This is a genomic window from Tabrizicola sp. YIM 78059 (assembly GCF_004959785.1).
Classification (GTDB): domain Bacteria; phylum Pseudomonadota; class Alphaproteobacteria; order Rhodobacterales; family Rhodobacteraceae; genus Tabrizicola; species Tabrizicola caldifontis.
The window spans coordinates 230735-254794 of record NZ_SJZH01000006.1 but is presented as its reverse complement, the minus strand read 5'-3'; the positions used below and the strand labels follow the sequence as shown (position 1 = coordinate 254794).

Genomic DNA, 24060 nt, shown 5'->3' with positions numbered 1-24060 from the left:
GAGATGAATCCCTCACGCGATTTGTGCAACAGAGCCGTCGTCCCCCGAAGACAGCGAGACGAAGTTCCGACCGGGCCCGGTATGGATCACCGAGCTTCCATCGCCATCGATGATCCGGTCGTTGCCGTGGCCGCCGTAAATCAGGCTATTGTTGCGCCGGCCACGAAGCCGAGAACAACCGCGCGACCTGTGGCGCCTCCGCTTGTTTGATCGGCGCGGATTATCCCGCCGAGTCCTCCCCTGTTGCTGTCCAGCGGGCGATCTGCTCAGGCGTGAGAACCTGCGCGCGACGTGCTAGGTAAGTTTCAAGAGCCTGCGCCTCAAACTTGCGAACCAGAGGGTCGGAGCGCATCTCTTCCATCAAGGACACAACCCGCGGCCAATGGCGCAAGATAGCTCGATCCTCAATCTCGTTCCGGTTGTAGCGCCGGTGTAGTCTTGAGTTCAGGCGATAGCGCGAGTGCTGCGCTCCATGGCCGTCGCCGCGGTCGTTCTTCATCAGGAACAGGTCTGGCGACTTCACCGCATAATGGTTCAGGCAGGCATTGGCGAACGTCAGCTGGTGAAACTTGGCCTTGTATCGGCTCTTGCTAGGCTTGCGCACCGAGGCGTTGGGCATCATCTGGCCGGCGCTGTTCACGACCCGGAACTCAGCGACCAGCGGATCCTTGGGCATGTGGTCGGTGCACCGACCAAAGAGTTTCGGCCGGAAGATTGACTTGTGGTTCACCGTACGCCGCATCGGCTGACCCTGTGATCGGGTGAACTGCTGCATCACCGAACCGCCGTTCCATTCCCGTAAACCATTGTCACCAAAAAGTTTCCAGAGCAGTGCGATCACGTCGGCGTTCTCTCCTACACTGTCCAACAGCTCGTCGACGGTGCCATCGCCAATTGAGACGTCCAGAAACTCGTCGGCGTCGATGTGCAATAGCCATTCGGCGCTGCGGATTAGCGGATCCGCCAGTGCCAGCCGAGTTGCGTTGAGCTGGGGCGAAGTTCCCTGCGGCGGCTGGTGATCGACATGCCGTAGGACCCCCAAGTCTTGAAGCCTGGCAAGCAAGCGGTCGGAGCCGTCCGTGCAGTTGTTGGTATATACGGTAATCGGGTCGAACCCGGCGGCGCGGTGGTGGGCGACCCACTCCACTACGAACATTCCCTCATTGCGCATGCAGCAGATCAGCGCAGCGCGGGGCTGGGTGGGGCCGAGAAGCAAATCCTGCGACATGGGCATTCCTTGGTGGCGGATACGGGTTGGTTGAGACAGGTGGTCTAGTGGCTTCCCTCTGGAACCTGTCGGGCGGCGGCGCGCAGATCGGTTAGGACGCGAGCGAGGGAATTGCGCATCCAGCAGCGAAAAGGGCATGGTGTCGCAGCCTCCGGCGCATGCAGCCCCAAAAATTTCTTCACCTGCAAACGCGGAATAGTCCTCGCGTCGTACTCCCTCGAAGTAGTCGCGGTATTTCCATTCGTGAGCCTCGTCCTGGGGGTTCCAGAAAAGGCTGGGAATACCGTAGGCTTCGGCAAGGACCAGACCGTGCAGGCTGGAAGAAATGATCGGCTCGCATGATGAAAGCCGCTTCAGCGTCCCGGCGACGTCCGGGTCGGTGACATCAATCAGTATGCTGCCTTCCAGCACCTCAAGAAGCGGCCTGACCGCAGAATGCTTCAGTTCCGAACGATGCGGCAACAGGCCAAAGCGGAAACGCTTTTCCTTGGCTCCAAGCCAACGCTCCGACGCAAAAAGTCCCGGCTCGCCTAAGGGGACATCGGGGCCTCCCGCAATCATCGAAGCCGTCCGTGGACCGCGCAAGGCTCCAAGGATCACCGCCAGTTCCTCGATATGGAAAGGCTACGTAGCAAGCGTTCCGCTTCCCCAGACAAAAAGCGGACGATGTCGCCGCCTTTGGCGCGCCTTGCGAGGATGGAAAACGCTACCGATGCCTATCCCATCGGAGTTTTCGGCGCTGGCCCAATATATTGACCGCCCCGAAAGATGGGCAAGGATGGGGCCTGCGATCTCGTCTCCCAGATTGTGCCCGCCGCTGCCCGGCCGCCACCAGTAAAGCCCAATTGCTTTCATTTCGCTCATAGTCCTTCCAAATAAGGAAACCTTCGGGTTAGATCGGCCTCACATTGTTTTTCGACCACCGGTTGCCATCTCTCTACCGGTTCAACGCGAGAATCATTGAAGTCATGCACCGTGCGCAAGAACATGCGAGCGCCGCCCAAGAGCCTATGGCCGAACCGCTTTGGTGCTTTGCGATGGCTAATCGCAAGGATGTTCTTGCCAGAGGGAGTGCCAACCATGGTTAGACCGGCGTTTATGAAGGGGTAGCGCTGGCGAAAAATGACTGGTTCGGTGCCTGTTCCGTAGCCTTGCCCGGTACTGGAACGCAACACCAGTGCATAACCGAGAGCATATGAAATGAAGAACGGCCGCGCAGAAACTCCGGCCAAGTCATCGGGGCCGAGACCCTCCAGATCTCTGCGCAGCCGCGCGACGAAATCGATCGCCAAGCCATCGTCGTCGTCCAGCACAACCTGCACGATATGGTCGGTCTTGAAATGTCTTTCCATGAACTTGCGCAGCGGCCGTCGGGCGGGCGCCGATGGGCGCGCTAGGATGGTAAAGCGGCGATGCGAATGGTCATAAGCGGTATTGCACAGGCATTTCAGTTCCTCCATTGCCCATTCCGGCAACTCACTGCTGGTCAGCACGAGATGATGGAAATCAGGATCGGTCTGTCCGCGCAGCGAAGGCAGGGTGATACCGCCAAACAGATCGAGACGCGATCTTAGCCGGGCAGTTTCGAACAGCAGTACGGCGTCTCGCGAGGCGTCGCTTTTCCAGCCGGATGTGCCCAGAAAGGAAAATCGGGTAACGACAAGGATCGGTGCGCGCGTGATCTCTGAAGCTTCGCCGACAGCGATACATTGACTCGGCTGGCTGCTCATCGAACATATCCACCCAAATTTCTTGTGTCCGAAGCGGCGATCAGTAGGTTTTCCAAGGCCGTGCCCTGCGCCAGACCTGCGGCAGATGTCGAATTGTCGGTCTCGACCCGGGTGACGAACAGGGGCAGGCCCGCGTGTTTCTCCATCTGCCAGTCAAGCCAGGCCTCGGCCATCAGCGCCTCGTGCGTCATCTCGCGCAAGGGGGCCAGAAGATCGGTGGTCGAGGCCCGCTCGATCCCGGCGTGGCCGACCGCGCCGATGTCGTCGGCGGGTGCGACGATGTGAAACGGGTAGCCTGCCGTTTGCGGACTGGCGAGCGCCGCACGCGGCCCGCCGATGCCCAGGATTGCGATCAGCGCACCGGGCGCGTCGGCCAGGATGGCGCCGCCCGCACGGTTTCGGCAGAAATCGCGCTGTCCCTGTCGCCCAGCCAGCCGGCCAGTGAAGCGCAGCCATTCGCCGTCGGCACGAAGGTTCCAGACATCATGCCCGTCCAGCATCGCCTCCAGGCGTTCAAGGTCGATCGCGCCCGCCGTATGGCCGGCAGCCTCCCCGGCCTCGGGTTTGCCGGTCCCGACCGGCAGGCGGTCGCGCAGGCGCAGGGCGATGTCGTCGATCACCCTGTCCGCCAGCCGGAGCACCAGGCCTGTGTTGTCATAGGCGATCACGTCGCCATTGCGAGCGCGGACCAGAACGCCATGGCCCGCCCGGACGGCCATTTCCTCGGGGGGGGTCTCGCGCTCGTCGGTCATGGATCCACTCTCGCTTGCGCCGTTGTCGTCGCTGAGGGCGCCATATTGCAAACAGGGTCTGTATCGCTATAACCGATTGATAGTCCACGTTCCAGCGGAACGGAGCGGGGCCAGGGGCAAAGTCAACGGGCCGGGGTCACGCCGAATGTCAGCCGTCAGCGATGGTCCGGATGACCTGCCGCCGCTGCTTGCCCCCGACGCGGCCGCAGATGCGTCACACCGCTTCCGTGTCCTCCGGGATCGGGCGGCGCTGTGGTTCGAACCCGGTGACCGGGCCCTGATCGTCACCTTCGACAATCTCGCCACGATCGACCACCCCTACCCCCGGAGTCCCTGGCTGAAGAACCTGGTTCAGGACTTGGGATTTGCCCTTCTCGGGGTGCAGTCCTTCGCCAAGGACTGGTATCGCAACCCCGACGCCGTGCCACTGGTCCGGCAGCTTGAAGCAGACGGGTTCTTTGCCCGCTTTGACAGGGTGGTCTTCATCGGCGCGTCGATGGGGGCTTTCGCCGCGATCAACATGGCCACGCTGGTTCCCGGGGTTTCGGTGATCGCGCTTTCGCCGCAGTCAACGATGTCGCGGAAGATTGCCCCGTTCGAGGGCCGCTTCGGCTGGGCAGTGAAACGCAGCGACTGGACGACGCCCCATTTCCTGGATGCCGCCGAGACGGTCCGCCGGCTGGACCGGGTCGTGGTGCTTTTTGACGGACGGGTGAACGAGGATCGCCTGCATGCCGCGCGGCTGGCTGGTCCCAATGTGCAGATGCTGCGCATCGATCACACCACGCACGAGGCCGTTCGCGTGGTGCTGAAATGCGGCGCGCTGGGGCACCTGATCGCCGGGGTGGCCGAACGGGGCCAGCCGGGGCCCGAGTTCTGGCAGGCCATGCGCAACCGCCGCACCGTCCGCAAGTGGGCGCGCGCCTTCTTCGAACAGGTGACGGCAGAGGGGCACCCCGCCCGTATCCGGGCAGCGGGGGCGGCCCTGCTCAGGCAGGACGACTATCTTTTCGTACATCGTGGCCTGAAACGCCTGGCAAACAGCGGTATTGACTGAGTTCACCCTGCCCGCAGAAACAGGGCCGAGCCGTTCCGCGCGGCCTCGGTGTCCTCGTTAAAGCCGACAGCGGCCAGTGCCGGGCCGAAGGCCTGCCGACATGCGGCAAGTTCGGCATCGCTGTCCACCGGAAAGACGATCCTTCGCACACTGTCCAGCGGTGCTGCGGCAAGGATTTCCGGGCTCAGGCCGGCACGTCTGCCGACCCGCAGCAGATCGGGCCGGAAGTCGCGCAGACAGGCTGCAAGCCCGCCGGCCTCGGTCTGGCGATCCCCCGGCAGACGCAGCCTGCCACCGACCAGCTTCAGCACGGCACTGTCAGTCAGCCCGTTGCGGCGGTGGATCGCCGCCGCCGCGGCCATCATTCCTGCCGTTTCGTCCTGCATCATGGCCACAAGGCCCTGTGTCGCCTGCAGCGCCTTGATCGCACAAAGGCCGACGCCCGACCCCAGATCAAGCATCCGGCGCGCGTCTGCCGTGTAAAGGGTGATGTTGCGGGCGTGGCGGCGGTCGAGCTTGCCGGCCAGAACGGCCATCACCCCCTCGGCCGAGAAAAGTAGCGGATCGGCGGGCAGTTCGATGTCCTGATTGCGTACCCAGGCAATGCCGGGATCCTGCGACAGCGCAACCCCGCCGAGGCGGTAGGGATCGACGGCCCTGGCGTTCCAGCCCGAAACCGGTGCCGGATCGTTGCGCGGTTTCATGGCTGCGGCCTCGACGGTGCGTCGTTCGACCCGGCTCATCAGCTCGGCTATCCTTGCGGGGTCGCGGGCCTTGGGGGGCTTGGCCTCGACCTTGGTGATCGGCACCTTGCCGGCTTCGATGAGGCGGGCGCGCATGCTTTGGTAGGCCTCGGTCTCGCGCAGCTCGGCAAGCCGCCGCTCGACCCTGTCCAGCGCCGCCTCGTGCAGTTCGCGCAGGATCGGGTCGGTCAGAAGCTGTGCCATGATCGCGGCGCGCGCCTCGGCATGGCGCAGGATGCGGGTGTCCGGCACCTCGTTGCGGTCCTGTAGCGACCAGTAGTCGGCGTTGTACTTGTCGGCCTTGTTGTTCACGTTGCCGCGCAGCCTGCGGATGACATAACTGTCGATCGACTTGACGGCGTAGTGGTTCATCTGGGCCCAGTTAAAGCCGACCGTGCGCCGGATCGAACGCCAGCCGCGGAACTTGAAATAGTCCTCCATCCGCTCGCCCGATCCGTTCAGCCAGTGGACAGTATCGGGAAAGTCCCCCTGGAGATGCTTGTTGCGTATCGTGGGGCGGTGGATGCCCAGCTTCCAGTATTCCGGGTCGAAGCGGAACAGCGTCTTGACCCCCCAGCCCATGCGCCACAGGGGGGGTGCGGCGCGGGTGAACTGTTCGGTCACCGGGGCGCGCGACCAGTCGATCACCCCGTTCGACCCGAAGATCCGCCAAGTGACGACGATGCCGTTCGCGCCCTTGGCCACCACATCATCCAGCATGCCGTCCAGATGGCCCGAGGGGTGGTTGATTGCCAGGAACTCGTCGGCATCGAAAACCATCACCCAGTCGGCCGCCGCCACCAGCGGTTCGGCCTGGGCATGGGACAGCGCCGAAGGCTGCGGCTTGACCCCTTCGCGGATCACGTTCGGGCGGTGATGCCCCAGACCCAGCGCCTGAAGCCGTTGAAGCATCTCGACTGTGCCGTCCGTGCAGTCGTTGGTGTAGACAAGGATGTCGGTGAAGCCGACTGCAAGGTGATGGGCGAACCATTCCAGCAGGTAGGGCGCCTCGTCCTTCATCATCGACACGGCCATGATCGTGCCGTGCGGGCTTGTCCGCTTCAGTTTGCCAAATGCCAGGGCTTCCGGTGCCGGGGACGGCATCTGCGTCAGATCCAGCCGAGGTTCACGCGCGCAGGCATCTGATTGCGCGGCCGGAAGGGCGCGATCCCGGCGTCGACCCCGGTTGCCGGTGCGGCATTCAGGGCGCCCCTCATTCGCCCCCCAGCGCCTGTTCGGGGTCGATCCCCACCTGTTCGCACATGCGCGCAACATAGGAATTCCTGAGCGGCGGGTTGTTGCGCCACCAGGGCTTGGTCCCGTTGGTGTAGAGATGAACCGATACAGTGGCATCGGTGAAATGTCCCTCGACCCTGCCGTAGGGGTCGAAGAACACATCGTTCAGCTGGAACGGCACCGGATACAGGACATCCGGTGTCATCGCCTTGTCGTAGTCCCCCGACTTCTGGGCAAAATAGGTGAAGGCCTGCGGGCCGAAGGCGGTGCGTTCGGTCTTGTAGATGGCGGCCGCATGCGACAGGCCGCCCTTTTCGGTGTTGCGGTCCATCTGCTTGCGCTGCTTCTTGCTCCACCACGGCGGATAGTCCGGCAGGTTGTCGTAGTAGTCGAGCAGCAGGTCCATCAGCTCACAGTCCGGCGGCAGGCCGACGACCCCACAGTTCAACGCCCCGCGCATCCCGTGGCCAGCAAAGACATAGTCCCATTCGTCGGGAAAGGGCTGGTGGCAGAAGGCGTCACAGTCGATCCACAGCGCGCCCGTCTTCCGGATCATCTTGTAGCGGAACACGTTAGACAGGAACGAGGCAGAGGTCGCTTCGACCAGATCCATGTCCAGGTCCATGATCTCGGACGCCGGCCGGATGACCACGCCCTCGGGGGCATTTGTGACGTCATGGGTGCAGAACAGGGTGACCGGATGCCCGTGCAGCAGGTGTGACTTCAGGCACAGCTGGTTGAGGTAATGCAGCCTTTGCCCGATCCACAAGGAAGCCACTGGGCGACGGTTCAGGATCATGGCCGATGATGTCCATTCTTGCGGGAACGTGGCAGGATTGCAGGGTTTTCCTAGCTGATAGCCCGGCAGGTGACAACACGCTCGGGCAGTGCCCTGCTGTCCTTGCCGGCTTCAGATCCGCTTTCCGGCCAGCAGTTTCGGCAGTTCCCCGGTCAGACCCGCCGCCTGGCGGATGAAGCCGCGGCGCAGGCCGGGAAGGGCGCCGACAAGACCCATGCCGAGGTCGCGGCCCAGCCGCAGGATCGGGTTGTCGTTCGAAAATACCCGGTTCACCGCATCCATGCCCAACGCAAGGGCGGTCGCATCGAACCGGCGCCAGCGCTGGTATTCCTCCAGCGCGGCCGGACTGCCCGGCTCTTCGCCGCGGCGCCGTGCCAGGATCAGCACTTCGGCCAGCGCGGCCACGTCGCGCAGGCCCAGGTTCAGCCCCTGCCCGGCGATGGGATGCACCCCATGCGCGGCATCACCCACCAGCGCGAGGCGGTCCGCCACGAAACGCTCGGCCAGGGACAGCGACAAGGGATAGGTGAATCGTGAACCCGCCAGCTCGATCCGGCCGAGGAAATCCCCGAACCGGGGCCGCAGCGCGTCAAGATACCGGTCATCCGGCAGCGCCTGGATCGCGGCGGCGGCGGCGTCGGTCTCGCTCCAGACGATGCTGGAATGATGCCCGCCCTTGAGCGGCAGGATGGCAAGCGGCCCCGACGGCATGAAGAACTGCTGCGCCACCCCCATGTGGTCGCGTTCGTGCCGGATCGCGGTGACCAGCGCGGTCTGGCCGTAGCCCCAGCCCACGCGCCGGATTCCCGCCCGCGCTGCAACGCCCGAGCCGCGCCCGTCGCAGCCGACGAGCAGACCCGCCGTCACTACCTTGCCCGAGGCCAGCGTCACGGTCACCCCGGCGGGGCCCACCTTCTGCGCCTCGACCGTCTCGCCGGACAGAAGGGTGATGCCTGGTGCGGCCTGAATCGCGGCGAGGAAGGCGGCGTAAAGGAAGCGGTCCTCCAGCATGTGGCCCATCGGGCCTTCCTCGATCTCGGCATGGTCGAAGTGCAGGAACAGGGGCGATGCCCCCTCGCCCGCGCGGCCGTCGCTGGCCCGTATCTCCAGGATCGGCTGCGCCTTGTCGCTGACCGTGCCCCAGACCCCGATCGCGGTCAGCAGACGGACAGAGGCGATGGCCAGCGCATAGGCGCGCCCGTCGAAGCCGGCCTCGGCCCGGGCCGAGGCGCGGCGAGCATCGACGACGATCACCCGGAACCCGCCCTGGGCCAGCGCCAGCGCCAGCGCCGGGCCATTCAGCCCGCCACCCGCAATCACCACATCGGCATCCCAGCTCATGTGACCTTCTTATCCTGCGGGCGCGGATTGTCCATGCGTCGGCAAGCCGCTACCCTTGCCGAAACCATGGGGGCGACATGACCGGAACCTGGGCGAACCTGACCGCATCTGAACTGGGGCGCGAGATCGACGGGGGCCGTATTCATCCCGTCGAACTGACCGAAGCCTTCATCGACGCCATCGAAAGTCACCCGCTTGCCCCCCGGATCTATGTCCGCACCACGCCTGCCCGCGCCCGGGCCGAGGCCATGGCCGCCGCCACCCGTGCCAAGGCGGGGCTGCGCCGGGGCCTTCTGGACGGTGTGCCGGTCAGCTGGAAGGATCTGTTCGACACCGCCGGCGTGGCGACCGAGGCAGGATCGGCGCTGCTGAAGGGGCGCACACCAGACCGCGATGCGGCGGTGCTGGAGACGGCAACCCTGAACGGGCTGGTCTGCCTGGGCAAGACGCACATGTCGGAACTGGCTTTCTCGGGCCTTGGCTTGAACCCGGTCACCGCGACGCCCCCCTGCCTGAATGACGATCGAGCGGTGCCGGGTGGGTCGTCCTCTGGTGCGGCGGCTTCGGTTGCCTTCGGTCTTGCGCCTGCGGCTATCGGATCGGACACCGGCGGTTCGGTGCGCATCCCGGCGGCGTGGAACGACCTTGTGGGATTGAAGACCACCGCCGGCAGCCTGCCGCTGACCGGCGTGGTGCCCCTGTGCGAAACCTTCGACACGATCGGTCCCCTGGCCCATTCGGTCGAGGACTGTGCGCAGCTTCTGGCCGTCCTGTCGGGCACGAAACCGGCCGACCTGTCGGGCACCAGCCTGTCGGGCGCGCGCCTGGCCGTGCTGGAGACCGTGGCTCTTGACGATCTGCGTGACCGGCCCGCACAGGGCTTTGACGATGCCACCCGTCGCCTTGCCCGTGCCGGGGCCGAAATCACCCGGATCAGCGCGCCGGAGGTGGCCGAGGCGATGGGTCTGGCCGGCATACTGTTTACTGCGGAAGCCTATGGCATCTGGAGGGAAACGATCGAAAGGGCTCCGGAAAAGATGTTCCCGCGCATTCTGGAACGTTTCCGATCGGGCGCGCAGTTCCCGGCCATGGACTATGTTGCCGCCTGGCGCCGCCTGCACCAGTTACGCGGGCTGTGGGCGGCACGGGCGGCGGCCTTCGATGCGGTGCTGCTGCCCACGTCGCCGATCCTGCCGCCAGATGCCGGACGTCTGATGTCCGACGATGCCTATTACGTCACAGAAAATCTTCTGGCCCTGCGCAACACCCGGATCGCCAACCTCATGGGCCTTTGCGCACTGACGCTGCCAACCTCGCAGCCCTCCTGCGGGATCAGCCTGATGGGCGCGGCGGGCGGCGAAGCGCGGCTGTTGCGGCTGGGCGCTGCGGCCGAACAGGCACTGCGCTAGGCTCGGGCACATTGATCCACGGCCGCGCCGCCGGGCGTCCCAAGCGCAAAAGCCACAATCGGCCGCCCCAACCTGCTCAGCTTGCAGGGTTTTTCTGGACCTTGCGCCCGCGACTGGCTATCGTCTGCAAAAATGGGGCGACCAGACCCCGACCTTGAGGCAGCAATGGCATTTCCTGAGCGGTTTTCGAACCTGCCGGACTATGCGTTTCCGCGTCTGCGGAAGCTTCTGGATGCGTACGCCCCCGGCGGCGAACCCATTGCCATGACCATCGGCGAGCCGCGCCATGCCATGCCCGATTTCGTCGGGCCGATCCTTGCCGCCAACCTGTCGGGCTTCGGCGTCTATCCGCCGAACGAGGGCACGCCCGAGCTTCTTGCCACGATTTCGGGTTGGATCGCACGGCGCTATGACGTGACCGTGGCCGAGGACCGGCTGATGGCACTGAACGGCACCCGCGAAGGCCTGTTCAACGCCTGCATCGCGCTGTGCCCGGAGACGAAGAACGGCAGGAAGCCGGTCGTCCTGATGCCGAACCCGTTCTACCAGGTCTATGCCGTGGCCGCGCTGACGGTCGGGGCAGAGCCGGTCTATGTGCCAGCCACCGCAGCGACCGGCTTCCTGCCCGATTACGCCAGCCTGCCGAAGGACGTGCTGGACCGGGTGGCGCTGGCCTATATCTGCTCGCCCGCCAATCCGCAGGGCGCGGTGGCATCGGCCGACTATCTGGCCGATCTGCTGGCCCTTGCCGAAAAGCACGATTTCCGCGTCCTGGCCGACGAATGCTATTCGGAAATCTGGCGCGACGCGCCACCGCCGGGGCTGTTGCAGGTGGCCGCTGGGCAGGGGGCCGACCCGGAGCGCGTGCTGGTGTTCCATTCGCTGTCGAAGCGGTCGAACCTGCCGGGGCTGAGGTCGGGCTTTGTTGCGGGTGGGCCTCAGTGCATGGCACGTATCCGCCAGCTGCGATCCTTCGCGGGGGCGCCCCTGCCCCTGCCTCTGCAACGGGTGGCCGAAGCCGCCTGGGCGGACGAGGATCACGTCAAAGCCTCACGCGCGCTTTACCACCGGAAATTCTCTGATGCCGACCGCATCCTTTCAGGTGTGCAGGGCTATCAGCCCCCCGGCGGCGGCTTCTTCCTCTGGCTGCCGGTCGAGGACGGCGAGGCGGCGGCCCTGAAACTGTGGCGCGAAACAGGGGTGCGGGTGCTGCCCGGCGCTTACCTGTCGCGCGAGGTCGGGGGCGAGAACCCCGGCAAGGGATACATCCGCGTGGCGTTGGTCGCCACGCCGGAAGAAACGCAGCGCGGGCTGACCCTGCTCCGCGACTGTCTTTATCGGTAGGTGAGGGACGGCATGGCATCCTTTCAGGCACGGCAGCGCGATCCGCTTCTGGACCAGACGACGCAGGCAATGCTGGAACGCCGGGGGCGCGAGCTTCTGGGGCTGGTCCTGATCCTGATCGGGGTGGCCTTCGCGCTCATGTTGGGCAGCTACTCGCCCGAGGATCCGGGCTGGATGGTGGCCACCGACGAACCTGCCCGCAACATGCTGGGCCGCTTCGGGGCGGCCGTCGCCTCGACCCTGATCATCCTGATCGGCAAGGGTGCCTGGTCGATCCCGCTGATCTTCATGGCCTGGGGGGTGCGCTTCATGATCCACCGCGGCGGCGAACGCGCGCTGGGCCGGGTGGTCTTTGCCGTGATCGCGGTGGCCTTCGCCGCCGTTCACTGCGCGACCCTGGTGCCGGGGTCCGACTGGGCGCATACCTTCGGTCTTGGCGGGCTGTTCGGCGACACGGTACTGGGGTCGCTGATCGGTGTGGTTCCGGGCAGCGCCGGCTTCGGGCTGAAGTTCCTGTCGCTGCTGACCTTTGCCGGTCTCATCGTCTTCATGCTTTATGTCACCGGCTTCGACCTGGCCGAGGTGCAGGCGATCTGGCGGTTCCTGCTGCTGGGGTCGATCCTCGGGTACAATGCCGCCGCCCAGGCACTGGGGTCGGGTGCGCGCGGCGCGGTCAGCGGGGCGCTGGCCTTGCAGGACCGTGCGCGCAGCCGGGCCGCCGCCGCGCCCTCATCGTTGGGACGCGATGCAGGGATTCGCCGCGCCGTGCCGCCTGTGGCCGGTGCCATGGCGCCCGAACCGCTGCGCGCCAGCCCGGCGCGCGCACCGGCCCAGCCGGCCTCGTTGCCCTCGGGCCGCTCGCGCGTCATGACGCCCCCGTTGCGGTCGGAGGCCCGGCCGGCCGCCCCCCCCGAGCCTGCATCCGCGGCGCCTTCGATGACCGCCCCGAGGCTGGGCCTGCTGGAACGTCTGCGCCGCAGACACCAGCCCGAGCCGGAGCTGGTCGAAGCCGAGGCCCCGTCCTGGGATGCCGCGATGCCGACCGAAGACCGGATCAAGGCGCGGATTTCTGACGTGATCCGCAGCCGGCTGAAGCATTCGCCCGATTTCCCTGTGGCCCCGCCGCCGCTGCCGCAGAGCGCGCGCGTGGAACCTCCGGTCATGCGGCCCAAGGGTCCGGCGCCGCTGATTGCCGACACCCGAACCCCACCTGTGGCCACCCGTGTCGCCACGCCGCCGCTGACTGCCCCACATGCTGCCACCCAGCCGGCCTGGCAGGCGGAAGGCAGCGATGAGGACGACGCGACCGACAACATGTCCGCCTCCGAGGCGGCGTGGGGCGAACCGCTGGAGGACGACCTCGACGACGCGCCGCTGGAGGATTTCGATCCCGCACCCCGCGCCCTTGGTCCGGCAAACGACCGTCGCGGCGTGGTGCAACATGCCGTGCGCAAGCCCACCCCGTCGCGTCAGGCACTGGCCGAGACGCAGCCCGCCCTGCGATTCGATGATGCCGCGCCAGCCTACGAACTGCCGCCGCTCAGCCTCTTGGCAAGCCCCTCAACGGTGCAGCGCAGCCAGCTTTCCGACGAGGCGCTGGAAGAGAACGCGCGGATGCTGGAATCGGTGCTGGATGACTATGGCGTGAAGGGCGAGATCGTTGCCGTCCGCCCCGGCCCGGTGGTGACCATGTACGAGCTGGAACCGGCGCCCGGCCTGAAGGCCTCGCGCGTGATCGGCCTGGCTGACGACATCGCGCGGTCGATGTCGGCCTTGTCGGCCCGCGTCTCGACAGTGCCGGGCCGGTCGGTCATCGGCATCGAACTGCCCAACGCGCATCGCGAAAAGGTGGTGCTGCGCGAGATCCTGTCCAGCCGCGACTTCGGCGACAGCCAGATGCGGCTGCCCTTGGCGCTGGGCAAGGACATCGGCGGGGAACCTGTCGTGGCGAACCTCGCCAAGATGCCGCACCTGCTGATTGCGGGGACGACGGGTTCGGGCAAGTCGGTCGCGATCAACACGATGATTCTCAGCCTGCTCTACAAGCTGACGCCCGAGGAATGCCGGCTGATCATGATCGACCCGAAGATGCTGGAACTCTCCGTGTACGACGGCATCCCGCATCTTCTGTCCCCCGTCGTGACCGACCCGAAGAAGGCCGTGGTGGCGCTGAAATGGGTCGTGGGCGAGATGGAGGAACGTTACCGCAAGATGTCCAAGATGGGCGTGCGGAACATCGAGGGCTACAACGGCCGCGTCCGCGAGGCGCTGTCCAAGGGCGAGATGTTCAAGCGCACCATCCAGACCGGCTTCGACGAGGAAACCGGCGATCCGGTGTTCGAGACGGAAGAGTTCGCGCCGCAGCCCTTCCCCTACATCGTCGTCATCGTGGACGAGATGGCCGACCTGATGATGGTGGCGGGCAAGGAGATCGAGGCCTGCATCCAGCGCCTTGCCCAGATGGCGCGGGCGTCGGGCATCCACCTCATCATGGCGACGCAGCGGCCTTCGGTCGATGTCATCACCGGCACGATCAAGGCGAACTTCCCGACGCGGATCAGCTTCCAGGTCACCTCGAAGATCGACAGCCGGACGATCCTGGGCGAGCAGGGGGCCGAGCAGCTGCTGGGCGCGGGCGACATGCTCTACATGGGCAACGGCGCGAAGATCACCCGGATCCACGGGCCGTTCGTTTCGGACGAGGAAGTGGAAGAGATCGTCAACCACCTCAAGAGCTTCGGCCCGCCGGTCTACATGTCGGGCGTTGTCGAGGGGCCGGAGGACGAAGTCGCCAGCGAGATCGACCTTGTGCTGGGCCTGGGGGCGGGCGAAGGTTCTTCGGACGACGCGCTTTACGACCAGGCTGTGGCGATCGTCGCGCGCGATCGCAAATGCTCTACCTCCTACATCCAGCGCAAGCTGGGCATCGGCTACAACAAGGCCGCCCGCCTGGTGGAACAGATGGAGGAACAGGGCATCGTCACCCGCGCAAACCACGTCGGCAAGCGCGAGATCCTGGTCGAGGAACGCTGACCGGCGTTCCAATTCGGCCATACGGTGATTCGGCGTCAGCGGCTCGATCGGGCAGAATGCGGGCAGTTCTGCCCTGGGGAGATGGGGGCCCGCTTCGGTTGAAAGTCAGGCAGTGGATATAATCATGGGCTTACCATGGGCTTTGTTTGCGAAACGCGAACAACCCTTCGAATTTTCAAAGCTTTTCTGTTGCAATCTGGAGTTGTGGGCCTAGCCTGACTTCATGCAGGGCGTGTTTGCGCCCTGCGGATGGGGACAGCGTGAAGGGTCACTGCGCCATGGCTCTCGACAGACTTTCGGACGATCTCGAAATTACCGATGAACTGCCCGTGGGCACGACGATCTTTCACGGCCAGTACCGGATCACGAAGTTTCTCAACAGTGGCGGCTTCGGCATTACCTACCTTGCCAAGGACAGCCTGAACCGCGACGTGGTGCTGAAGGAATGCTTCGTCGGCGCCTTCTGCCGGCGCAGTCAGACCCGGGTCCGTCCCCGGTCGGAAAGCGGGCGGGTTCACCTTGGGAAGGTGATGCGCGGCTTCCTGCGTGAGGCGCACACCCTTGCCGCCATGTCGCACCCGAACATCGTCCGCGTCCACCAGGTGTTCGAAGACAACGACACTGCCTACATGGCACTGGACTATGTCCGGGGCTACGACCTGCTTCAGGTCGTCGATGAGGGCAAGATGCATCTTGCCGCCGGGCAGCTGGTCGATCTTGCGCGCAAGCTGCTGTCGGCGCTGGATCATATTCACCAACGCGGGATGCTGCACTGCGATGTCTCTCCTGACAACATCTGCCTCAGCCTGAGCGGAGAGCCGGTGCTCATCGACTTCGGCGCCGTCCGCAGTGCCACCGCGCAAGATGCCTCGCTGCAGACCGGACTCAGCATGGTGAAGGATGGCTATTCCCCTTACGAACTTTATTCCGGCGGCGCCACCGCCGGACCGTGGAGCGATCTTTACGCGCTTGGGGCCACACTCTACCACGCCATTACCGGCGCTGCGCCAGCCGATTGCCAGAGCCGCCTATCCGCCGCGGTCGAACGCCGCCCGGATCCCGTCACGCCCCTGGCGGGACGCTTTGCCGGCTACCCGGCCGGGTTCCTTGAAAGTATCGACAGGGCAATGTCGGTCAGGCCGTCGGCGCGCGTCCAGTCTGCGCGGGACTGGCTGAGCGCCCTTGCCCCCAGAGATACGGCAGGCGACCGCAGCATCGTCCTGCTGCGCAAGGCGCCGGTGACAGGCGGTTCGGTCCGCCCGGTGCGCCCTGTCAGACCAGGTTGAACGCGGCCCGTCAGGCCGGCACCGGCAGCCTGGCGCCTGCGCGCCGTCCCTTGCCGGCTTCGCGCAGATAACGGGAATAGCCCAAGTCGGCGGCCTCGATCTCGGCCCGGCGGCCACTGACGATGTCGGCCAGCACCCGGCCTGAACCTGCAGCCATTGTCCAGCCAAGCGTGCCGTGGCCGGTGTTCAGATACAGGTTGGCAATCGGCGACCGACCGACGATCGGAGTTCCGTCCGGGGTCATCGGACGCAGGCCGCACCAGAACGTCGCGCGCGACTGGTCGCCTGCGCCGCCGAACAGATCCTCGACCGAATGCGTCAGCGTAGCCTGACGCTTGGCCTTCAGGCTCAGGTCGAAGCCGGCGATCTCTGCCATGCCGCCCACACGGATGCGGTCGCCCAGCCGCGTGATGGCGATCTTGTGCGTTTCGTCCATTACGGTTGACAGCGGCGCGAGGCCCTCATCCACGATCGGGACAGTGATCGAATAGCCTTTCACCGGATAGACCGGCAGCCTGATTCCGAACTCCCGCACCAGCATGGGCGAGTAGGAACCCAGCGCCACCACGAAGGCATCTGCGGTCACGGGCCCTTCGGAGGTGTGCGCCGCAATCACCCGGTCGCCTTCGACCTGAAGCCGGTCGATGGTGACGCCATAATGGAAGGTCACGTCCTGAGCTTGGGCCAGCTGCGACAGGTTTTGGGTGAACTTGAAGCAGTCACCTGTCTCATCCCCCGGCAAGCGCAGCCCGCCCGCAATCCTGCCGCGCGCCCCGGCCAGGCCGGGTTCCGCAGCGACGCAGGCATCGGCGTCCAGCACCTCGAAGGCCACGCCGTCAGCCTTCAGCACCGCGATGTCCTTTTCCGCCGCGGCCACCTGCTTTTCGGTGCGGAACAGTTGCAGCGTACCCTGCGTTCGTTCGTCGTAGGAAATCCCGGTCTCGGCCCGCAGTTCGATCAGACAGTCGCGCGAATATTCCGCCAGCCGCAACATGCGCGACTTGTTCACGGCATAGGCCGAAGCCGTGCAGTTCATCAGCATCCGTGCCATCCAGGACAGCTTGGCCCAGTCAGGCCGCGGCTGGATGATCAGCGGCGCATGTTCCTGGAATATCCACTTCAGCGCCTTCAGCGGGATGCCCGGTGCGGCCCAGGGCGAGGCATAGCCGGGGCTGATTTCGCCGGCATTGGCGAAAGACGTTTCCAGCGCTGGGGCAGGCTGACGGTCGATCACCGTCACCTCATGCCCCGCGCGCGCCAGATACCAGGCCGAGGTCACCCCGATCACGCCCGCGCCAAGCACAACGATCTTCATCTCAGCCACCCCGACCGCAAATGTTGCATTGCCGGGCAAGATACGCGCGCAGCCCTGGAATTTCTTGGGGATTATCCGCCATCAAGCCGCAACTTGCGCAAGAAGCTTCGATCTCAGTGACCAAGCGTGGAATAATCTTCCACAGAATGGAAACCTGGCAGCAAAACCTGTGACCTCACGCACTTTCACGCGGTCGGCACGTCCTTGCGACTGCGGAATGCCCGGGGGTGCAAGTCACCCGCGTGTCACATATATTCCCCCGCATGAACCGCCGCACCGCCATCCTGGCCCCGCTTGCCCTGCTGCTGCCCCTTCCCGCGGCGGCCGAGAAGATTCCGCTTGCCACCCTGTCGCAGTATCTGAACGGACTGACAACGGTCGAGGCCGACTTTACCCAGGTGAACGCCGACGGCTCGATCTCGCTGGGCAAGATCTATATCCGCCGTCCCGGACGGGCGCGGTTCGAATATGCCCCGCCCGATCGCAGTCTGGTCATCGCGGGGGGCCAGCAGGTGGCGATCTTCGATGCAAAGTCCAACCAGCCGCCCGAACAGTATCCGCTGAAGCGTACGCCCTTGAACCTGATCCTTGCTGGGAACATCGACCTTGGCCGGGCGAAGATGGTGGTCGGGCATACCGAGGACGGCACATCGACCCGTGTGCGAGCACAGGATCCAGAGCACCCGGAATACGGGACGATCGAACTGGTCTTCACCGCGAATCCGGTCGAGTTGCGCCAGTGGATCATCACCGATGACCTGGGCCAGCAGACGACGGTGATCCTTGGCGAGATGAAGAAGGGCGTGCAGCTTGGCGCCGGGCTGTTTGACATCTCGGCCGAGATGACGGCTCGCCGGAACTGACGCTGCTGCGCGGAAGTCCTTCGCGCTGCCGTCGCATGGTTTGCGCTCAGCGACAGTAGGCGAGCTGTTGGCGATACATCTCGGATCGCGCCGCGACGCGCTTTGCCACTTCCATCAGCCAGGGCTTGTTCAGATAGGACTGGTTGGCAAAACCTGTCCGCCCCTCGTGATAGGCAAGATACTGGCTTTCGGCATCGGACTTGGAAATGCCAAGCCGGCGCGAGGATTCGTCCATGTACCAGCCCATGAAATCGGTCGCATCGGCGATGTCGTCACGCTTGGCCCGCCGATGCCCGGCGGTGGCCAGGTATTCCTCCCATGTGCCGTTCAGGGCCTGGCTGTAGCCGTAGGCGGTGCTTTGCCGGCCCATCGGAATCACCCCCAGGGCAAAGCGGTGCGGCGTGCGCGCATTTCCGATGAACTTCGATTCCTGATGAATCGTCGCCATCTGCACATGCACGGGAATGCCCCAACGGCGCTCGGTCCGCTCCATCGCCCGCAGGTAGTGCGGGCGTTCCCGGATGATGGCGCAAGCGTCATCCAGTTGCCGTGGGGCGGAATAGTTACCCCCGCCGCCGCCGCAGGCGGCAAGCATCATCAACAGGATCGACGCACGGAGAAACCTGCTCATCTGCCCCTCGTGCCTTCTTTTTGTTGGGGCCACACTACCCCAAAGATCCGGGCGATGAAATGGGGAACACTCCGGCACCCATTCAGATCGCCGCGAGGAAACGTGACTGTCGGGCGCATGTTCACAGACTGTTTCCCTTGCCCAGATCCGGACAGGTGGACAATGAAAGCAGTTCGGGAGTAGAAAGGCCCATGGGGGCCGTGGCTATGCAGACAACCCACGCCAAATATCATCTGGGTCAGGTGCTTCGTCATCGGAAGCATCCCTTCCGCGGTGTCGTCTTTGACGTCGATGCGATGTTCTCGAACACCGACGAGTGGTATGAGAACATTCCCGAAGACAGCAGGCCTGCGAAGAACCAGCCTTTCTACCATCTGCTGGCCGAAAACGACCAAAGCTACTATGTGGCCTATGTGTCCGAGCAGAACCTGGTACCGGATGAGACAGGGGAACCGGTGGATCACCCGGATCTCGCCGAACTGTTCGGCGATTTCCAGGATGGCCGCTATCCGCTGGTCTTCCATCTGAACTGACGCTTACCTTCCGCTAACCCTTTGCCCCTAGGCTGGCGGAAACGTCAGCCAGGGGGCCGCGATGCAATTGCAAACTCGGACGCAGTCCACGGTCACGACCGTCACCGTGCTGGATGCGCGGATCGACGCAGCGACCGCAATCCAGTTCAAGGAAAGAATGCGCGATATCACCGCGGGCGGCGAGGGCCGGGTCGTGCTGGATCTGACGCAGGTGAAGTTCCTTGATTCCAGCGGGCTTGGCGCCATCGTTGCGGTGAAGAAGCTGCTCGGTCCCGAACGAATGCTGGACCTTTGCGGCCTGACCCCGACGGTGGAAAAGGTCTTCCGCCTTACGCGGATGGACACGGTCTTCACCATCCACCCCACCCTCGACGCTGCCATCGAAGATGCCGCCAGCGCCTGAACCCTGTGCACGGGAAGGTCCGCATGGCCTTGTAATCCGGGCAGAGCCGACCTCGGTCAGGGCGGCCCTTCGGTCCATCCTTGCCGCGCCTCTGGTCAGCGAGATTGCGCCCGGGCACCGGCAAACGGTCGAACTGGTGCTGGCCGAGGTGCTGAACAATGTGGTCGAGCACGCCTATGCACCCGCGACGGGGCATGTTGCCATCTTCCTGATGCGGTTTTCCGGCGGCCTCGTCTGTGAGGTCATAGACAACGGCGCGCCCATGCCGAACGGCACCGCACCCGCGGGGCGCCTGCCCGAATTCGACCTTTCCGGGTGCGACCTGCCCGAGGGCGGTTTCGGGTGGTATCTGATCCGCAGTCTGGCCTGCGACATCACTTATCGTCGGCAACGGGGCACCAACCGACTGGGCTTCACGATCCCGCTTGGTCCGCCTGTGCCGCAGGCGTCATATCCGTAGCGAACGGCCTCGAACACTCCGCATGCCTGGTGTGGTTGCGCCGGGATGCAGCGGGCCACAGTGCCCCCTGCACGTCAAGGCCGCGCCCCGGCATCCGGCCCCTGCGCCTGTCACCCCGGCGGGAGACAGGTGTTCCGTTCCGCCCCTTGGCTTCGCCAAGCGTCCGGTCTAGCTATGGGTGCAAACTCGGGGGCATCATGCGCGATCTTCACCGTCCCGGCCGCTCGGCCGTATATGCGTCGAACGGCATGGCGGCCACCTCGCATCCGATCGCGGCCCAGGTCGCGGTCGAGATGCTGAAGTCCGGTGGCAACGCCGTGGATGCCGCCATTGCCGGGGCACTGGTCCTCGGCATTGCCGAGCCGCAGATGACCGGGATCGGCGGCGATTGCTTCGTGCTGCTCAAGCCGCCCGGTTCGGAAGAAATCATCGGCCTGAACGGATCGGGCCGGGCGCCCCAGGGGCTGAACGCGGCCGAACTGCGGGCGCGCGGATTGACCGCGATTCCGACCCATGGCATCGAGGCCGTGACCTTGCCTGGCGCGATCGACGCCTTCTGCCGCCTGAATGCCGACTACGGCCTGAAATCCCTGGCCGAGACCCTGGCCCCCGCCATCCGCTATGCCGAGGAAGGCATCCCCGTCGCCCCCCGCGTCGCCTTCGACTGGGCCGAGGACATCGCCTGCCTGAAAGGGGCTGCGCGCGACTTCTACACCCTGGGCGGCAAGGCGCCGCAGGTGGGCCAGATCTTCCGTGCCCCCGGCCAGGCCGAGGTTCTGCGCCGCATCGCGCGGCAAGGTCGCGCCGGCTTTTACGAAGGTGAAGTGGCCGAGGACATGATAGCCTCGCTTCGCGCGCTGGGCGGCAGCCACACGCTTGACGACCTTGCCGCCACAGCCTGCGATTACACCATTCCGGTTGCCGGGCCCTATCGCGGGATCGAGCTGGTCGAACATCCGCCGAACGGCCAGGGCGCGACGGCGATCCTGCTTCTGAACATCCTCAGCCACTTCGACATCGGGTCGATGGACCCGTTCGGGGCCAAGCGTGCCCATATCGAGGCAGAGGCGACCAAACTTGCCTATGACGCCCGCAACCGCTTCATTGCCGACCCCGACCACACCAGGCGGCTCGACCATATGCTGTCGCCCGAAACGGCGGCCAGCCTTGCAACCCTGATCGACCCCGGGCGCGCGATGCCTCAAGCCGCCCCACTGACCGAAGCCATGCACCGCGACACGATCTACATCACCGTTGTCGATCGCGACCGCATGGCCGTTTCGCTGATCTATTCGATCTTCTGGGGATTCGGATCTGGCCTCGCCTCGACGAAATTCGGCATCAACTTCCAGAACCGCGGCGCGGGATTCACCCTGGCCGAAGGTCATCCGAACGAGGCCGGACCGGGCAAGCGCCCGATGCATACGATCATCCCTGGCATGATCCGGCAGCACGGGCGTGTCATAATGCCCTTCGGTGTGATGGGGGGCGCCTACCAGCCCTGTGGTCATGCCCGCTTCGTGTCGAACCTGATCGACTTCGGCCTTGATCCGCAATCGGCCATCGACGCGCCCCGCTCTTTCTCCGGCCCCGACGGGATGGAGGTCGAGAGGGGATATTCCGACAGGGTTCGCGCCGACCTTGCCGAAATGGGTCACCATGTCATCATTCCCGAAACTCCCCTTGGGGGCGCCCAGGCCATCGCCATCGACGGTGGCATCCTCATCGGCGCATCGGACCCCAGAAAGGATGGCTGCGCCCTTGGCTACTGACATCGACCGTCCCGCGATCACCGCCGCCATCCGCGCGCTGACGCATGGCGAAACCGATACCGTCGCGCTGATGGCCACGCTGGTCTGCGAAATCCACCACGCCCACCCCTTTTGCGACTGGACCGGCTTCTATCGCGTTGTCGCGCCCGGCCTGTTGAAGATAGGCCCCTATCAGGGCGGTCACGGCTGCCTGGTCATTCCGTTCAGCCGGGGTGTCTGCGGTGCTGCCGCCCGCAGCGGCCTGGTCCAGAACGTGCCCGATGTCGATGCCTTCCCTGATCACATCGCCTGTTCCTCCACCACCAGGTCGGAACTTGTTCTGCCGGTATGGAACGGAAAGGGTGAGCTGCTGGGGGTGCTGGATCTTGATTCCAACACCCCGGCCGCCTTCACCCAGGAAGACGAAGACTGGCTTGTGCCCCTGCTGGCCGAGGTCTTCCGGGACGCTGCCTGAACGCCCGGCGTGGAATTTTCCTTCCTCTCTGCCCAAATTTCCCATGAGGGTCCGGGGGTGTGGCCCCCCGGGCGCCGATCGAAGGACCGCAACGATGACCGAAATCACCCTTCTTGACGGCGGCATGGGGCAAGAGCTCATCGCGCGCGCAGGTGCCGATCCCGGGCCGCTCTGGGCGACGCGGGTGATGCTGGACCACCCCGGCCTTGTCCGTAAGATTCATGAGGACTACTTCGCCGCCGGAGCCAGCCTGGCGACCACGAACACCTACAACATCCTGCACGACCGGCTGATCCCCCAAGGGCTCGACCATCTCTACCACGCGCTGCACCTGCGCGCGCTGGCCGAGGCGCACGAGGCCCGCGCCGCCGCCGGGCGCGGGCTGATTGCCGGCTCGATGGGCCCCCTGGGCGAAAGCTACCGCCCCGACCTGACCCCGCCGGTCGAAACCAGCGCAGCGCTTTATGCCGAAAAGGCCAGAATCCTGGCACCACATGTCGATCTGATCCTGATCGAGACCATTTCCTCGCTTGAACTGGCCCGAGGCGCGCTGCGGGGCGCCCGTGCCACCGATCGCCCGGTCTGGCTGTCGGTTTCGGTGCAGGACCGTGACGGCACGCGCCTGCGTTCGGGCGAACCCGTGGCCGCCCTGGCCGAGGTTCTGGCCGATACACCGGCCGATGCCGTGCTGGCCAATTGTTCGATGCCCGAGGCAATGGCCGCCGCGCTTGCGGCGCTGAAACCCCTGGGCCTGCCCTTCGGTGCCTATGCCAACGGCTTCTCCGAGATCATCCCGCACAGCCATGGCACCGAAGCCCCTGCCTATTGCGCGCGCCACGACCTGACGCCGGAACGCTATGCCGATTTCGCGCTGGGCTGGGTAGGGCAGGGCGCCACCCTTGTCGGCGGCTGCTGCGAGGTCGGCCCGGTCCATATCCGCCATCTGCGCGACCGCCTGATTGCCGAGGGCCACCGCATTGCATAGGCCATCGCTGATCCCGGATTTCGCCTATGAGCCGCCGGATGTGCCGCTGACGATCCTGTACGAGGATTCAGCTATCCTTGTCCTTGACAAGCCCGCGGGCCTGTTGACGGTTCCGGGCAAGCTTGCCGATCGGCAGGATTGCCTGATAGCCAGGCTCCAGGCCGCCCGATGGGATGCGCTGACGGTTCACCGGCTGGATTGCGACACAAGCGGCGTCATCATCTTTGCCCGCACGAAACAGGCCCAGGGCTTCCTTGGCCAGGAATTCGAGCAGCGCCGCGCGCGCAAGACCTATGTCGCCCGCCTGAAGGGGCGTCTGGAACCTGACAGCGGCACAGTCGATCTGCCGATCGGAAGCGACTGGGATTACCGCCCGCGCCAGAAGATCGACCCCCATCACGGACGGCCTGCAATCACCGATTGGCAGGTCATCGGGCGGACGGATGACGAAACCCGTGTCCGTCTGACCCCTCATACCGGCCGCAGCCACCAGCTGCGTGTCCACATGCTGGCACTCGGCCATCCGATCCTTGGCGACCAGATCTATGCGCCCGAGACCCGGGCCGATCATGCGCGCCTGATGTTGCACGCCGAAACCCTGGCGCTTCACCATCCGACGACAGGCGAATGGGTCAGCTTCACAGCGCCGGTTCCGTTCTGAGGCGGCGCAAGGCTTGTGAAAAAGG

General features: G+C 65.1%; 22 protein-coding genes. 13 read left to right on the top strand and 9 right to left on the bottom strand.

Annotation, left to right across the window (positions count from 1 at the left end; all coding sequences use genetic code 11):
- Nucleotides 1–12 precede the first annotated feature (12 nt).
- The 4 genes from EZM81_RS18770 to EZM81_RS10680 form a co-directional block, all read right to left on the bottom strand.
- Entirely contained in the window at nt 13–141 is a 129-nt protein-coding gene (locus EZM81_RS18770) for a hypothetical protein (protein WP_371685739.1), read from the bottom strand.
- Nucleotides 142–220: 79 nt separating this feature from the next.
- Nucleotides 221–1828: a glycosyltransferase family 2 protein gene (locus tag EZM81_RS10690; protein ID WP_136645689.1), complete on the bottom strand. Its 1608-nt coding sequence runs from the start codon at nt 1826–1828 to the stop codon at nt 221–223.
- A gap of 260 nt (nt 1829–2088) precedes the next feature.
- Nucleotides 2089–2958 carry a glycosyltransferase gene (locus EZM81_RS10685; RefSeq protein WP_136645688.1) on the bottom strand — a complete coding sequence of 290 codons (870 nt, stop codon included), beginning with the start codon at nt 2956–2958 and terminating at the stop codon, nt 2089–2091.
- Nucleotides 2955–3710, bottom strand: a complete 756-nt coding sequence (locus tag EZM81_RS10680) for a hypothetical protein (protein ID WP_136645687.1) — start codon at nt 3708–3710, stop codon at nt 2955–2957. The genes EZM81_RS10685 and EZM81_RS10680 overlap by 4 nt, the downstream gene beginning before the upstream one ends.
- Before the next feature lie 145 nt (nt 3711–3855).
- Between EZM81_RS10680 and EZM81_RS10675 the strand changes: the two genes are divergently transcribed.
- Nucleotides 3856–4767 carry a S9 family peptidase gene (locus EZM81_RS10675; RefSeq protein WP_136645686.1) on the top strand — a complete coding sequence of 304 codons (912 nt, stop codon included), beginning with the start codon at nt 3856–3858 and terminating at the stop codon, nt 4765–4767.
- Between the two features lie 2 nt (nt 4768–4769).
- Here EZM81_RS10675 and EZM81_RS10670 read toward each other — a convergent pair whose 3' ends face one another.
- The 3 genes from EZM81_RS10670 to EZM81_RS10660 all read right to left on the bottom strand — a co-directional run bounded on the left by EZM81_RS10670 (nt 4770) and on the right by EZM81_RS10660 (nt 8886).
- Nucleotides 4770–6614 (bottom strand): glycosyltransferase family 2 protein, encoded by a 1845-nt coding sequence (locus EZM81_RS10670; RefSeq protein ID WP_248298194.1) that lies wholly within the window; start codon nt 6612–6614, stop codon nt 4770–4772.
- 109 nt (nt 6615–6723) lie between these two features.
- Nucleotides 6724–7545, bottom strand: coding sequence for a hypothetical protein (locus tag EZM81_RS10665; RefSeq protein ID WP_248298193.1), 822 nt, complete (start codon nt 7543–7545; stop codon nt 6724–6726).
- Nucleotides 7546–7656: 111 nt separating this feature from the next.
- Nucleotides 7657–8886 carry an FAD-dependent monooxygenase gene (locus tag EZM81_RS10660; RefSeq protein ID WP_136645685.1) on the bottom strand — a complete coding sequence of 410 codons (1230 nt, stop codon included), beginning with the start codon at nt 8884–8886 and terminating at the stop codon, nt 7657–7659.
- 77 nt (nt 8887–8963) lie between these two features.
- Between EZM81_RS10660 and EZM81_RS10655 the strand changes: the two genes are divergently transcribed.
- From EZM81_RS10655 to EZM81_RS10640, 4 genes are all read left to right on the top strand, one after another.
- On the top strand, nt 8964–10295 hold the full coding sequence (locus tag EZM81_RS10655; RefSeq protein ID WP_136645684.1) for an amidase: 1332 nt from the start codon (nt 8964–8966) through the stop codon (nt 10293–10295).
- A gap of 165 nt (nt 10296–10460) precedes the next feature.
- The gene (locus EZM81_RS10650; RefSeq protein WP_136645683.1) at nt 10461–11639 is read left to right on the top strand and encodes an aminotransferase class I/II-fold pyridoxal phosphate-dependent enzyme; all 1179 of its coding nucleotides are present in this window, start codon (nt 10461–10463) and stop codon (nt 11637–11639) included.
- A gap of 12 nt (nt 11640–11651) precedes the next feature.
- A complete protein-coding gene (locus EZM81_RS10645; RefSeq protein WP_136645682.1) occupies nt 11652–14672 on the top strand; it encodes a DNA translocase FtsK in 3021 nt (1006 codons plus the stop codon).
- A 278-nt stretch (nt 14673–14950) separates the two neighbouring features.
- Nucleotides 14951–15958 carry a serine/threonine-protein kinase gene (locus EZM81_RS10640; protein WP_136645681.1) on the top strand — a complete coding sequence of 336 codons (1008 nt, stop codon included), beginning with the start codon at nt 14951–14953 and terminating at the stop codon, nt 15956–15958.
- A gap of 10 nt (nt 15959–15968) precedes the next feature.
- Here EZM81_RS10640 and EZM81_RS10635 read toward each other — a convergent pair whose 3' ends face one another.
- Nucleotides 15969–17312 carry a D-amino acid dehydrogenase gene (locus EZM81_RS10635; RefSeq protein WP_136645680.1) on the bottom strand — a complete coding sequence of 448 codons (1344 nt, stop codon included), beginning with the start codon at nt 17310–17312 and terminating at the stop codon, nt 15969–15971.
- A gap of 224 nt (nt 17313–17536) precedes the next feature.
- On the opposite strand from EZM81_RS10635, the gene EZM81_RS10630 reads away from it, so the two are divergent.
- The gene (locus EZM81_RS10630; protein ID WP_135449450.1) at nt 17537–18136 is read left to right on the top strand and encodes an outer membrane lipoprotein carrier protein LolA; all 600 of its coding nucleotides are present in this window, start codon (nt 17537–17539) and stop codon (nt 18134–18136) included.
- Nucleotides 18137–18182: 46 nt separating this feature from the next.
- Here EZM81_RS10630 and EZM81_RS10625 read toward each other — a convergent pair whose 3' ends face one another.
- The gene (locus EZM81_RS10625; RefSeq protein ID WP_136645679.1) at nt 18183–18767 is read right to left on the bottom strand and encodes a lytic transglycosylase; all 585 of its coding nucleotides are present in this window, start codon (nt 18765–18767) and stop codon (nt 18183–18185) included.
- A gap of 206 nt (nt 18768–18973) precedes the next feature.
- Between EZM81_RS10625 and hspQ the strand changes: the two genes are divergently transcribed.
- From hspQ to EZM81_RS10590, 7 genes are all read left to right on the top strand, one after another.
- Complete coding sequence (hspQ, locus tag EZM81_RS10620; protein WP_135449454.1) at nt 18974–19300, top strand: heat shock protein HspQ; 327 nt, start codon at nt 18974–18976, stop codon at nt 19298–19300.
- A gap of 61 nt (nt 19301–19361) precedes the next feature.
- Nucleotides 19362–19703, top strand: coding sequence for an STAS domain-containing protein (locus tag EZM81_RS10615; protein ID WP_136645678.1), 342 nt, complete (start codon nt 19362–19364; stop codon nt 19701–19703).
- Nucleotides 19687–20163: an ATP-binding protein gene (locus tag EZM81_RS10610; RefSeq protein ID WP_136645677.1), complete on the top strand. Its 477-nt coding sequence runs from the start codon at nt 19687–19689 to the stop codon at nt 20161–20163. The genes EZM81_RS10615 and EZM81_RS10610 overlap by 17 nt, the downstream gene beginning before the upstream one ends.
- Nucleotides 20164–20360: 197 nt before the next feature.
- Nucleotides 20361–21935 (top strand): gamma-glutamyltransferase family protein, encoded by a 1575-nt coding sequence (locus EZM81_RS10605; RefSeq protein WP_136645676.1) that lies wholly within the window; start codon nt 20361–20363, stop codon nt 21933–21935.
- Nucleotides 21913–22389 (top strand): GAF domain-containing protein, encoded by a 477-nt coding sequence (locus EZM81_RS10600; RefSeq protein ID WP_135449462.1) that lies wholly within the window; start codon nt 21913–21915, stop codon nt 22387–22389. Before EZM81_RS10605 ends, EZM81_RS10600 begins: the two co-directional genes overlap by 23 nt.
- A 94-nt stretch (nt 22390–22483) precedes the next feature.
- Entirely contained in the window at nt 22484–23374 is an 891-nt protein-coding gene (locus tag EZM81_RS10595; protein ID WP_135449463.1) for a homocysteine S-methyltransferase family protein, read from the top strand.
- Complete coding sequence (locus EZM81_RS10590; protein WP_240784037.1) at nt 23367–24035, top strand: RluA family pseudouridine synthase; 669 nt, start codon at nt 23367–23369, stop codon at nt 24033–24035. Before EZM81_RS10595 ends, EZM81_RS10590 begins: the two co-directional genes overlap by 8 nt.
- Nucleotides 24036–24060: the final 25 nt, after the last annotated feature.